Raw genomic sequence first — 12,766 nt, forward strand, 5'->3', positions numbered from 1 at the left:
ATTCAGGTATTCAGGTATTCAGGTATTCAGGTATTGCTGATGGATCAGCGGGTGCCCACTTCGCTGAGCGCCAGGATCTGTGCGGCGTTGTCCGGAGTCACGAAGCCGGGGCCCGTGAGGATGGGGAGGCCGCCACCGAGGGTGTTCTGGTTGGTGACATTGAGGAACAGGAGCAGGACAGGCATGTAACCCTGGAGGTACTGCTGCTGGTCGACGGTGAAGGCGATGTTGCCGGCCTCGATCTCGCCGATCAGTTCCGGCGTGAGGTCGAATCCACCAATGGTCAGGTCCCGACCGAGGTCCTGCGCGGCGCGCAGGCCCGAGAGGGTGATGACCGGACCAACGCCCATGAAGCCGTCGATGTCGGGGTCGGCAGCCAGAGCAGCGTTGATCGTGTTCTGCTGCTCGGTCGTGTCGGCGTCGAGACCCATGAATTCGATGACGACTTCGCCTGAGAAGGTCTCGGCGAGGCCTTCACAGCGCTCGGTCAGGGCAACGTTGCCCTGCTCCTGTTGACCGCAGAGGATCTTGGTCGCGCCAGCGTCGTTGAACCGCTGGCCTGCGCCGTTGCCAGCGATGACTTCGCTCTGACCGACGTGCGTGAGCGCGCCGATTGCCTGGTAGTCATTCGAGCCCGAGTTGAGCGTGATGACCGGGACGCCGGCTGCGACGGCTGCCTGGAGCGGGCCAACGAGTGCGTCGGGGTCGGGCAGCGATGCGGCGATGCCGTCGGAGCCTTCTGCGATCGCAGCTTCGATGTCTTGGACCATGACCTGTGCGTCGTTGACGCCTGGCTTCCAGACGAGTGTGACACCGAGGTCGGCGGCAGCGGCGTCTGCGCCACGCTTCAGTACGGACCAGAACGGGCCGTCGTCGGAGTGGGTGATCATGTGGAACGTGAGGTCGCCGGCCTGGGTCTGATCGACCTCTTCAGGAGCGTTGGTTTCAGCGGGTGCCGCCGAATCGCTGGATGCAGCGGTGTCGGTGGAACCCTCGCTGCTGCTGTCGGAGCCGCCGCAAGATGCGGCAACGAGTGCGAGTGCGGGCAGGAGTGCCAGCAGCTTCTTTGATGTCTTCATGTTCTCCCCTTGTTAGGTGTGGATTTCCTCGTCAGTCGAGGCGGATGCCTCGACCCCCGTGAGGAACCCGATGCTCGCAAGAACATCGAGAATGGGGCCGGCACCGACCTCGGGTTCATCCGAGGTGATGGCAGCGTCTTGTTCGAGTACGTACCATTGGTCGTACCCGCGAGCTTCGAGTTCGGTGACGATTGCACCGATGGGAACGTCGCCGCGTCCCAGGTTGCAGAACATCCCGGCCTGCACGCCCTCCATGATCGACTGCTCGTGGCGCAAGACTGGCAGAGCCTTGTCCATCACGACGTCTTTCAAGTGAACGTGCTGAATGCGATCAAATGCGCAGTCGAGAAACTCCAGTGGATCCATGCCGCCAATCTGCATGTGGCCCATGTCGAAGGTCCAGCCGACGTCGGAGTATTCGAGCACGTTGAGGATGTCCTCGCGCGTTTCCACGATGGTGCGCAGATGCGGATGCATTGCCTGCGTCATGCCGTACTCCCCCACGATGTCGTCGATAACCGACAACATCTTGGCACCTTGCTGCCAATCTGACGAATCGAGTTCGCGGCGCGGGCCCCAATTCCAGTCGGTGACAGGCGAAGAGACGAAGATTGTTCCGCCTGCAGCGGACATCAATTTGGCCGCACGATGCGTTGCGTCGATGGTTGCCTGCTCTTCACTCTGCTCGTGAATGACCACAGGAACGAAGCCGCCGATCATCGTCAGGTCGTACTGCTGACAGAGATCTTTCAGTTCAGCCGGATCGGTGGGCAAATAGCCATCGGAACCGAGTTCGGTCGCCGACAGCCCAAGCTGCTGCATCTCGCCGAGCACCCGATCAGGTGACAGTTCGATTCCCCAACCGGGGACTTCGCAGACACCCCAGGAAATGGGGGCACCTGCGAGGCGCTGCATGATCGACATCGGTGTGGTCCCTTTGAGGAAACGGCCAAGACCAGTTTGAGCGGATGCTGGAAACGTGTGACTTGACGAAAATGGATTAGAGCGCTCTAATGTGAGAGCGCCCCAACTATGACTGGGGGCACAACGCCTTGTCAAGCGGAGAGCACACAAGACTCCGACCTTCGGGCGACCAAAACGACCGAGTCAGACGCGTTAACGAGCGCGAACGCGCACAGACAAGAAAGGTGGACCGTGGCACAACCGACGATGCAACAGGTGGCAGAGCTGGCGGGCGTGTCGACTGCACTGGTCTCGCTCGTCATGCGCGACGCCCCCAACGTCAGCGACTACCGGCGCCAACTCGTCCTCGCCGCTGCCGACGAACTTGGCTACCGCCCCAATGTGTTGGCACGAAATCTCGCGTCTCGCCGAACCCAGACCATCGGCGTCGTGCTCAACGACCTCCACAACCCGTTCTTCGCAGAAATCGTTGACGGCCTTCAGGCCGCAGCCGACGACAACGACTACCGGCTCCTGATCGGCAACGGCAGCCATTCCCAACTCGGCGAGGAGCGGTCGGTGGAGACCTTCTTGCAGTTCCGCACCGACGGCCTCGTGATCGCCGGTTCGATGCAGAGCGACGACTTGCTCGAGCACACGTCTCGAACGGCGCCAATCGTGGTCGTCGGCCGGACATCATCGAGCGAGGTCTTCGACACGGCGAACACCGACGACCACGTCGGTGCTCGGCTCGTCGTCGATCACCTCGTCGCCCTCGGCCACGAACGCATTGCCCACATCGACGGCGGACGCGGTGCCGGCGTCATCGAACGCCGGGCCGGCTACCGCGCAGCAATGCATGCACATGGCCTCGGCCAACACATCCACGTCGTCGGCGGCGATTTCAGCGAGGCCGGTGGGCGCAAGGCCGCACATGTGCTCATGCAACACGATCGACGCCCCACGGCGATCTTCGCAGGCAACGACCTCAGCGCTGTCGGCGCCCTCGACGTCGTCGAAGATCTTGGGTTTGATGTTCCCGGCGACGTGTCGATCGTCGGCTACGACAACACATCGCTCGCAGCAATGCACCACGTATCGCTCACCACCATCAACCAGCCGACCGAAGAACTGGGTCGAGCAGCCATCGACCTGTTGCTGGAACGCCTCGACGGCAACCGGACCGAAGCAACTCACCACGTCGCTGACCCTGAACTGATCTGCCGGTCGACGAGCGGCCCTCCACCGGCCAGCTGACGGCCGACTCCACGCACCGAGAAGAGACCACCATGACCACATCGCACTCTCCTGTCCGCGTCGGCATCCTCGGCACCAGCTGGTGGGCCGACTCGATGTACCTGCCGGCACTCACAGCACATCCTGACGTCGAGATCGTCGGGCTCTGCGGCCGAACTCCAGCCAAGGCCGAGGCGCTGGCTGCCGAGTGGAACGTGCCGTGGTGGACCGTCGACAGCGACGAGTTTCTCGACCCCGAACGTCTCGATGCAGTGATCATCGCAACGTCGAACGACAGCCACGAACCGCTCACGCTGCTCGCCATCGAACGTGGCTTGCACGTTCTGTGTGAGAAGCCGATCGCCACGTCCGTCGCGGCTGCGCACGCAATGGCCGACGCCGCGGCCCTATCTGGCGCCACCACCCTGGTCCCGTTCACGTATCGCTACATGCCGAACTTCCAGTACGTGAAACGTCTGATCGACACCGGTTTCGTCGGCCAACCGTTCCACCTCAACATGCGCTACTTCACCGGCTTCGCCCGAGACGCCGAGTACAGCTGGCGCTTCGACACCGAACTCGCAGGGTCGGGTGTGCTCGGCGACCTGGGCTCTCACTGGTTACATGTTGCGCGTTGGCTGCTCGGCGAAGTGACCGAGATCGGCTGCATCAGTTCCACCTTCGTCAATCGAGAACTCCGGCCTGACGGCACTGATTACGACCGCAGCGAAGACTCAGCGCAGATGACCGTCCGGTTCGAGAACGGCGCGTACGGCACGCTCCAGGTCAGCGCTGTGTGCTGGGAAGGCACCGACTTCGGGCAGACGCATCACCTCGATCTCCACGGCACCAACGGCACCCTCTATTCGCTCAACGACTGGTCGACGGTGCAGGAAGTACGCGGCCTTGCAGCCGGCTCCACCGGACCAACGCGAGTGATGCCGATCCCCGACGACATCTGGGGCGAGGCGCGCCGGGATCGCGTGCACGACACCTACCGCGATGTGTTCCGGGTCAACCGTGCGATGATCGGTGAGTGGGCCGATGCCGTGCGCGATGGCGTTCCAATCAGCAGCGAGCTCGCTCCGGACCTCGCCGAAGGCGCCCGAGTCCAGCACCTGCTCGAGTTGGCGGCCAAAAGCGCAGCAACCGACGGGCGCCTACTCGACGCCAGATGAGCACCAGACCTCTCCGCACGCGTGCACCAGCGCTCAACCGAGCTGCCGCGGCATCTGTCGCGACAGCTGTCTTGGTCGCGTTGGTCGCGCTGACGGGCTGCGCTCCCGACGGCGCAGATGGGCCTGACACCAGCTCCGCAACAAGCTCAGGGACCGGTCCCGTCGCGTCAGCCATAGCCGAGCCGGCCGTCCTGGTGGAAAGTGGCGTCGGAGTGATTGCCGAAGGCTGCAGCATGGTCGCCAGCCTCGGGAGCGGGGTCGTCGTCGAGCGTTCCGGCCAAGTGGCAACCGCCGCCCACACGGTCCGCGGCGCATCGATACTCACTGTTGTCGATGCCGGAGGTCAGGAACACCTCGCGTCCGTGACCAGCTTCGACAAGGACAGCGACCTCGCACTGCTCGACGTCCCGACGCTCACCGCGCCGCCCCTCGGCATCGGCACCGCTCGGGTTGGACCCGCCACCTTGATCACCTGGCGCCGCTCCGACGGTGTCACGCAACAGATCGTCGGTGTCACACGACTGCTGAAGATCAACATCGAAGACATCTACGCGGACGAGGTCGTGCAACGCACCGGTCTGGAAGTCGACGGGGATGTCATCGTCGGCCAATCGGGCGGACCGGTCGTCGACGCCAGCGGCGAAGTGATCGGCATCATCTACGCGACCTCTAAAGACCGAGATGCCGTCGGCTTCGCGACCGACCACACGGAGCTGCGCGAACTGATCGAGGCTCGATCAGCCGGCGGTGTTGCCAACGGCCAGTGCCCCTGAACGCGTCCCCGCAAAGAAGACGAACACCGTGGCCGCCGCTGCGACAATGGTGACCATCACCAGTGCGGTCGAGGTCGTGAGCGCCGAACCGATCGACGTCACGATGAGCGGCATGGTCATCCCGGGATAGCCGAGCAGATAGACCGTCGAGGTCAACGAGCCACGCTGTTCGTTTGTCGCCATTCCCCCGGCAAGTGCCAGGCACGACATCGTGATCACGCCAGAAGCCACACCGAGCAGCGGTGCTGCGACCAGCACCAACGGCCAGCGGTTCGAGAGAAATGCGATGGTGCCGACCACATACCCGAGGGTGCCACACGCCATTCCGATGGGCAACGCCACGCGACCACCGAGGCGTCCGACGATCGGCTTCGCACCGAGGCCACCCCACGCGGTAATGGCTCCTGCTGCCGCGGCGATCGCCACCTCGCCACCCTCGACTGAATCGCTGATCAGCACCGGGAACAAAGCGAACCCCATCGAGGGAAACGCGAACATCCAGATCACTGCCGGAAGGATCACCAGCAGGAACGCACGGCGCGCAGCAACCGGGACACCGAACGATGGCCTCATGCGATGGCCTGGTTTCGCTCGATGTGTTTCACCGACCGGCCAAACAACGAGGATCGCACCGACGACTGCGACCACGTGCAACACAAATGGAAGGATCAGCGGCGCAGGAAACAACCAGTAGAAGAGTGCCGAGACTGGCCCCCCTCCACCGAAGCCGGCGAACGACACCAAGGTTGTGGTGAGCGCAGCTCGATGCTCGTTGCCTGGGCCGAACAACTCGAGCAACCACGCTGCTCCGACACCGAGCACTGCGCCGCTGGCCGCCCCCAGCAAGAGCCGGCTGACGAGCAGCGCGATGAACTCGTCACGCCCGAAGATCATGCCGACCGAGGCGATCCCCGACAGCGCCATCATCGGCAGCACGATCGGGCGGCGACCGAAACGATCCGAGAGCGCCCCACCGAGCACGAGGCTGGCGAGAATGCCCACGACGTACACGACGAAGATCGCCATCGTTTGCGACGCCGACAAGTCGAGGCGGTCCTTATACAGCACGAGGAACGGCGTCGACACGTTCGTGCCGTACGCGACGACGAACATGCCAATCGCGATTCGAACAACCTGTCGACTGATTGGGAGCCGTTCCTGCATCGGCGGTGACGCTACGTCGCGTGCAAGACAGATCTCCTAACGTGCGACTCCGTGAGCACGACATCAACACCGACACCGAAGAGCCGACCATCAGACATCGACCTCGGCACCTACGCCGAATACGACCGACTGCTGTTCGACCTGCCAAGTGGATCGGGCGGAGGTGTGCTGCGCATCACGCTGAACGACCCCGACAAGTTCAACGCAACCGACGCCGCCGTGCACCTCCAGCTGTCGCGAATCTTTCGCACGATCCACGACGACGAGTCCGTTCGGGCTGTTGTGATCACCGGCGCAGGCCGGGCCTTTTCCGCGGGAGGCGACCTCGACTGGATCAGCGAACAGGTCGGTGACTACGCCCAGACGATGCGCGTGATGAAAGAGGCCGGCGACATCGTCCGGACGATGATCGAATGCGATACGCCAATCGTTTCGGCAATCAACGGTGTTGCCGTCGGGGCCGGGCTGGCCGTGGCCTTGATGGCCGACGTCAGCATCATGAACGAGTCGGCCAAGCTGACCGACGGGCACATTCGGCTCGGTGTGGGCGCCGGCGACCACGCCGTGGCGATCTGGCCGCTGCTGTGCGGCATGGCGAAGGCAAAGTACTACCTGCTCACTGCCGACTTCGTCGACGGCAAGGAAGCCGAACGAATCGGCCTCGTCTCCAAGGCAGTACCCGCTGACGACGTGATGACGACGGCACTCGAGGTCGCTGACAAGCTTGCTGCGGGCCCGGTTGACGCAACACGACTGACGAAGCGTGCGCTCAACCACTGGATCCGCCAGGCCCTTCCAAACTTCGAGGCGTCACTCGCGTACGAGATGCTCAACTTCCTCGGCCCTGACGCTGCCGAGGGCCTCGCAGCGCTCAAGGAAAAGCGCGCGCCGAACTTCCATCGAGCCGACGAGACTGCCGATTGATGGATCTCACTGACGAATTCGGTACGCAGTTCGCCAAGCAGCTCGCGAGCGAACTCGAACTTGCGCTGAGCGTCGCCGACGCGGCCGACGCGTTCACGCTGCCGCGCTTCATCGATCGCGACTTCACGGTCGATTGGAAGACCAACGCAACCGAAGTGACCGAGATCGATCGTGAGGCCGAGACGCTGATCATCGACGCCCTCATCAGCGCACGACCAGGTCATGGTGCATTCGGTGAGGAGCACGGTGCCGCCGGCAACCAGAGCTCCCCGTGGCGCTGGGTGATCGATCCGATCGATGGGACCTCCGGTTTCGTGCGCGGCATTCCGGTGTGGGCCTCGCTCATCGCACTGACCTATGAGAACGAGGCCGTACTCGGCGTTGTGTCTGCCCCGGCGCTCGGCTTCCGCTGGTGGGGCGGCGTCGGCCTGGGCGCACACGTGCGATCGCATACCGGCACGACGCGATCAATGGCGGTCTCTGCCGTCACCGCACTCGACGAAGCCCAGATCAGCATCACCCACAACTCCGGTTGGGATCGACTGGGCAAAACCGATCAACTGGTTGCACTCCAGCAGCAAGCCCGCCGCAGCCGCGGCATGGGCGACTTCTGGCAACACATGCTTGTTGCCGAGGGCGCAATGGACGTAGCGGTCGACGCCGTCGGTGTCGCCGCCTACGACCTGGCCGCGATCAAGCCGATCGTCGAAGCCGCAGGGGGCACCTTCACTGACCGTCTCGGCGAAGCAACCTATGCGCACGACACGGCCGTCAGCTCGAACGGCCACCTGCACGACGCGGTGATCGCCCTCCTCGCGTAGGCGTAACCTCGGCTCGATGGACGTACATGTCGACTCGGAAACAGCACCGCTTCGATCGGTGATCGTCGGCTATCCGGACAATTTCCTGGACGTCGAGCCGGAGATCATCAACGAGACGCAACGCAAGTTCTACGACGGTCCCGACGCTCCCACGAAGGAAGCGGTCACCGAGCAGCTCAACGGGTTCATCTCCGTGATCGAGGCCCACGGAGTCACCGTGCATCAGCCTCGGCCGCTCCCCTACATCCCCGACCAGATGATGACGCGCGACATCGGCGTCGTGATTGGTGACACCTTCGTTGTGACCACGATGGCGGCGAAGAGCAGGCGACACGAGTGGCGCGGCTACGCCCATCTGTTCGAGCACTTCTCCCCGCACACGAAGGTTTTGTTCGGCCCGGAAGACCTCGTTATCGAAGGCGGCGACGTCATTGTCGATAAGGGCAAAGTGTTCGTCGGCATCGGCCAGCGAACCACACTTGCCGGGGCTGCCTGGCTCATGCAGTTGGTGCCCGAGTACGAGATCGTGCCGATCAACCTGCGTGGCCTGACCGACGGCGAAGACGTTCTCCACCTCGACTGCTCGTTCCTCCCCGTCGGCGAGAACAGCGCGCTCATCTATCCCGGTGGGATGCGTGAAGTCCCAGCGACCGTCCGTGAAACGTACGACCTCATCGAGGTCACCCGCGAAGAGCAGCAGCGGCTCGGCACCAACGTGCTGTCGCTTGACCCGCAGACGGTCGTCTCGCAGCCGACATCGCAGCGCATCAACGACGAGATGCGGGCGCGCGGGATCACCGTTATCGAACTGCCCTACAGCGAACCGCCCAAAACGGGTGGCAGTTTCCGCTGCTGTACATTGCCTCTGCACCGTTCATTTTAATCTGAAGGCAGAGTTGAAGCTGTACGCCAGTCAGCGACCAGTCAGCAACCAGTCAGCAACCAGTCACCAGCCGGTCAGCAACCGACGCTGCTGCAGCGACCACGCCCACAAAGTCGACCACATTGGTCGGGTATCGTGTCGAGATGAGCGATCAGCCACCTCTCTCTCAGGCCACCCTCGCCATCTCGGCTGGGCGCGCCAACAGTGGCAACTCGCTGGCCCCGGCGCTGTGGGCATCGAGTACGTGGGAATCAGACGGCCTCGACGACGCTCACCATCGAGCCACCTCGGTTCGCCACGGCGATTTCTACAGCCGTTACGCCAACCCAACCGTCCAGCAGTTCGAGCACGCCATCGCCGAACTTGAAGGCGCGGAAGCAGCGTTGGCGTTCGGGTCCGGTATGGGTGCGATCGCCGCCACGGTGTTGGCGCTCTGTTCGACCGGCAGCCACATCGTGGCGCAGCGCCAGCTCTACGCCGGCACCCTTGCGTTCCTGCAGGGTCCGTGCCAGCGCTTTGGCATCGACGTCACGTTCGTCGACGTTGCGACGCCAGGAGCATTCAACGACGCTGTCATCCCGGGCAAGACGATGCTGGTCATCGCCGAATCGCCGTCGAACCCGCGCCTCGAACTGGCCGACCTCGACGAACTCGGTTCGATCCGCGGACCCTTGACGCTCGTCGACTCAACGTTCTCCACCCCGCTTGGCCAGCAGCCGCTCGCGTACGGCGTCGACCTCAGCCTGCACTCGGCAACGAAAGGGATCGCCGGGCACAACGACGCAACCCTGGGTGTGATCGCTGGCGAGCGGGAACTGCTTGACGAGATCTGGGCCTATGCCGTGCTGCATGGCTCGACACCCTCGCCGTTCGATGCCCTCAACGCCCTGCGCGGCGTTCGTACGCTGGCAGTTCGCACTCGCCAGCAGAACGAATCGGCACGTTCGCTGGCCGTGATGCTTGCCGATCATCCGGCCTGTATTGCTGTGCATTACCCCGGGTTGTCCGAGCACCCGCAGCACGCACTCGCGAGCCGGCAGCTTCTGCAGTACGGCACAGTGCTGTCGTTCGAGGTCCCAGACCGGACCGCTGCAGCATCGTTCCTCGACGCGGTGGCAGTCGCCCGCTGCGCGACCTCACTGGGTGGCCCAGAAACGCTCGTCTGCCATCCCGCGACCTCGACACATGCAAGCCTCACCCCCGACGAGCAAGCCGCCACCGGCATCAGTAACGGATTGGTCCGCGTGTCAGTGGGGCTCGAAGAGACCACCGATCTACTGAATGACTTCGCGCAGGCACTCGCAGCCACCTCGGGCTGAGCCCCGGCCCTGTCACGCTCCGGTCAGACCAAAGTGTGACAACGTCAGCGGGCGATGAGGCGGCCGTGACGGTGCATGGTGCGCGAGATCGACTGCTCACGCACCCAGCGGTACAGCTCGATGAAGCCATCGCACACCGGAGCTGATTGGTCGATGGCAACGTTGGCCTGGTGGCAGAGGCGCCGGGCGTCGTCACTCAAGTCGGTCAGCAACCCCATTCGATCGACTCCACCGAGGCGAGCGACAAACTCGTCGTCTGACTCATCGACCGTCGACGATTCGTCGAGGACAGCGCCGGTCGTCGCAGCCGCGAGTCGCAGCAAATCAATGGCTGCGGGGTCGGTGCCGTCGTGGCGGACCATCACGCGCTCAACCGGGAAGTAGCGCAGCACATTCGACTCAGAGGTCAGGCCACTCGGGTCGTGTTCGACAGCGAATTGACTCGCCCACGCGTTCGCATACGACGCGGCAGCGTCAACGTTCGACATGCCGGCCGCAATACGCGCGAACTGCTGGACATAGCCGGGACCACCCGCTTTCGGACCGCCGCCGACCGACGACTGCTTCCATCCACCGAATGGTTGGCGTTGCACGATTGCACCGGTGATCATGCGGTTGACATAGGCGTTGCCGATTTCGACGCGATCGAGCCATGTGGCAATCTCGCTCGGGTCGAGCGAATGAATTCCACCGGTCAGCCCGAAGTCGCTGGCGTTCTGGATCTCGATCGCATGGCCGAGGTCGTCAGCACGAATCACACCCAGTACCGGGCCGAAGCACTCGGTCCGATGGAACCACGATCCGGGTTGGACTCCCATGCGCACCGCAGGGGCCCAGAGGTGACGGTCGGCGTCGAGGCATGCGGGTTCGACCAGCCACGATTCGCCGGCGTCGAGGGTTGTCAACGCACGGCGCAGTGCCGGGTTCGGTGCACCGATGATCGGACCGACCATCGACGAGAGGTCAAATGGCTCAGCGACCCGCAGGCTCTGGACTGCGTCGCGGAGGCGGATGCCGAATGTCGGATCGTCGTAGACCGATGCCTCGACGATTGCGAGGCTCGCCGCCGAACACTTCTGCCCTGCATGGCCGAACGATGAATTCACCAGGTCGGCGATTGCCTCATCGATGTCGGCCGCTGCGGTGATGACCAGGGCGTTCTTGCCGCTCGTCTCGGCGAGCACACGCACCTCGGGGCGCCAGTCGAGAAACATGGCTGCGGTTTCGTGTGACCCGGTCAGTGTGATCGTGTCGATGTCGGGATGGGTGACAAGGCTGCTCCCCACGGGGCCGTCGTCGCAGATGACGAGCTGTAAGCGGTCGGCCGGAACGCCGGCGGCCCAGAACTGCTCGGCGATCCGTGCGCCGACGTGAACTGCTTCGGGAGCGGGCTTGAGGATCACAGCGTTGCCTGCTGCCAGGGCTGATGCGACGCCACCGGTCGGGATGGCATACGGGAAGTTCCACGGAGCAACGACTGCCACGACGCCTCGGGGCGAAACATCGAAGCCGTCAGCGATCAGCCGTTCGAGCCCGGCGACACCGACCGTGCCGTAGTAGTCGCAGAAGTCGATCGCTTCCGCGACCTCGGGGTCAGCCTGGTGGATTGTTTTGCCAGTCTCGGCGGCCATGATCGCCATGGTGTCGACCCATCCGTGGCGCATCACGTCGGCCGTTGCCTGCAGCCACGTTCGGCGCTCCTCGATCGTCGCGTGTTCTGCTGCTGCCGCTACGGCACGCTGCACGACAACCATCATCTCGTCGGTCGTGCCGATTCTGGGTGGCGCGACCAGGGCGACCGACGACATCGCCGCTTCGATCTCGACACGCAAACCTGCATCGGTGAAGTCGCTCTCGGGCTCGTTGCTGAATCGGTCGGCGGGCCGTGGCGCCGCCCGACGACGATGATCGGTCGACACGTCGTGGCGGCGGGCAACCGACGTGCGAAACATGGCAGCCTGACGGTTGAACTCGGCAGAGTCGACCGTGAGCGTGAAGAGCGACCGCAGGAAGTTGTCGGCCTGTGTGTTCTCGTCGAGGCGGCGGCCGAGGTAGGCGAGGCTCGCGTCGAAGTCGGCTTCGGCAACGACCGGTGAATACATCAGCAACTTGCCAAGGCCAGCCTCGGCCGCGGCGGCCTGCACTGCTCGCGCCTGTGCGGGAGCCATGCCTTCGAGCATCTCAAATACCACGCGATCGGTCGCGCCGGCCTTGTCGATCTGGATCATCGCCCACGCGATGTCGAACAGGTTGTGGCTGGCCACTCCGATGCGGATTGCGTCGGCCCACTCGGGGCGAAGTAGCGAGTCGAGCAGCCGCTTGTAGCTGGCGTCGACATCGGCCTTGTTGCCGTACGGGGCGGCGATCCAGCCGTGGAGTTCGGCCTCGGCTGACTCCATGGCGAGGTTCGCTCCCTTGACGAGGCGCACCTTGACCGTGCCGCCACCCTCGGTGCGACGCTGCACAGCCCAGGCGCCGACGCGCTC

Annotated in this window: 11 protein-coding genes; 7 read left to right on the plus strand and 4 right to left on the minus strand. The window is 63.9% G+C overall.

Annotated features, from left to right (window positions below):
* Positions 1 to 44 precede the first annotated feature (44 nt).
* Together ACH2EI_RS05395 and ACH2EI_RS05400 are read right to left on the minus strand one after the other, a co-directional pair.
* A complete protein-coding gene (locus tag ACH2EI_RS05395; RefSeq protein ID WP_395153803.1) occupies positions 45 to 1,079 on the minus strand; it encodes a substrate-binding domain-containing protein in 1,035 nt (344 codons plus the stop codon).
* A 12-nt stretch (positions 1,080 to 1,091) separates the two neighbouring features.
* Entirely contained in the window at positions 1,092 to 2,003 is a 912-nt protein-coding gene (locus ACH2EI_RS05400) for a sugar phosphate isomerase/epimerase family protein (RefSeq protein WP_395153804.1), read from the minus strand.
* Between the two features lie 246 nt (positions 2,004 to 2,249).
* Between ACH2EI_RS05400 and ACH2EI_RS05405 the strand changes: the two genes are divergently transcribed.
* The 3 genes from ACH2EI_RS05405 to ACH2EI_RS05415 are packed head-to-tail and all read left to right on the plus strand — an operon-like array spanning position 2,250 to position 5,169.
* Positions 2,250 to 3,239 (plus strand): LacI family DNA-binding transcriptional regulator, encoded by a 990-nt coding sequence (locus ACH2EI_RS05405; protein ID WP_395153814.1) that lies wholly within the window; start codon positions 2,250 to 2,252, stop codon positions 3,237 to 3,239.
* Positions 3,240 to 3,271: 32 nt separating this feature from the next.
* Positions 3,272 to 4,396, plus strand: a complete 1,125-nt coding sequence (locus ACH2EI_RS05410; protein ID WP_395153805.1) for a Gfo/Idh/MocA family protein — start codon at positions 3,272 to 3,274, stop codon at positions 4,394 to 4,396.
* Positions 4,393 to 5,169, plus strand: a complete 777-nt coding sequence (locus tag ACH2EI_RS05415; protein ID WP_395153806.1) for a trypsin-like peptidase domain-containing protein — start codon at positions 4,393 to 4,395, stop codon at positions 5,167 to 5,169. The genes ACH2EI_RS05410 and ACH2EI_RS05415 overlap by 4 nt, the downstream gene beginning before the upstream one ends.
* On the opposite strand, the gene ACH2EI_RS05420 is transcribed toward ACH2EI_RS05415, so the two are convergent.
* On the minus strand, positions 5,134 to 6,333 hold the full coding sequence (locus ACH2EI_RS05420) for an MFS transporter (protein WP_395159367.1): 1,200 nt from the start codon (positions 6,331 to 6,333) through the stop codon (positions 5,134 to 5,136). The genes ACH2EI_RS05415 and ACH2EI_RS05420 overlap by 36 nt on opposite strands.
* A 51-nt stretch (positions 6,334 to 6,384) precedes the next feature.
* Between ACH2EI_RS05420 and ACH2EI_RS05425 the strand changes: the two genes are divergently transcribed.
* From ACH2EI_RS05425 to ACH2EI_RS05440, 4 genes are all read left to right on the plus strand, one after another.
* A complete protein-coding gene (locus ACH2EI_RS05425; RefSeq protein ID WP_395153808.1) occupies positions 6,385 to 7,257 on the plus strand; it encodes an enoyl-CoA hydratase/isomerase family protein in 873 nt (290 codons plus the stop codon).
* Positions 7,257 to 8,078 carry an inositol monophosphatase family protein gene (locus ACH2EI_RS05430; protein ID WP_395153809.1) on the plus strand — a complete coding sequence of 274 codons (822 nt, stop codon included), beginning with the start codon at positions 7,257 to 7,259 and terminating at the stop codon, positions 8,076 to 8,078. The genes ACH2EI_RS05425 and ACH2EI_RS05430 overlap by 1 nt, the downstream gene beginning before the upstream one ends.
* A 16-nt stretch (positions 8,079 to 8,094) precedes the next feature.
* Positions 8,095 to 8,961, plus strand: a complete 867-nt coding sequence (locus tag ACH2EI_RS05435; RefSeq protein ID WP_395153810.1) for a dimethylarginine dimethylaminohydrolase family protein — start codon at positions 8,095 to 8,097, stop codon at positions 8,959 to 8,961.
* Positions 8,962 to 9,104: 143 nt separating this feature from the next.
* The gene (locus tag ACH2EI_RS05440) at positions 9,105 to 10,280 is read left to right on the plus strand and encodes a trans-sulfuration enzyme family protein (RefSeq protein ID WP_395153811.1); all 1,176 of its coding nucleotides are present in this window, start codon (positions 9,105 to 9,107) and stop codon (positions 10,278 to 10,280) included.
* 44 nt (positions 10,281 to 10,324) lie between these two features.
* On the opposite strand, the gene ACH2EI_RS05445 is transcribed toward ACH2EI_RS05440, so the two are convergent.
* The coding region (locus tag ACH2EI_RS05445; protein WP_395159369.1) for a proline dehydrogenase family protein at positions 10,325 to 12,766 on the minus strand (2,442 nt) is incomplete at its 5' end.

Origin of the sequence: Ilumatobacter sp., assembly GCF_041688325.1 — a bacterium.
GTDB lineage: Bacteria > Actinomycetota > Acidimicrobiia > Acidimicrobiales > Ilumatobacteraceae > Ilumatobacter_A.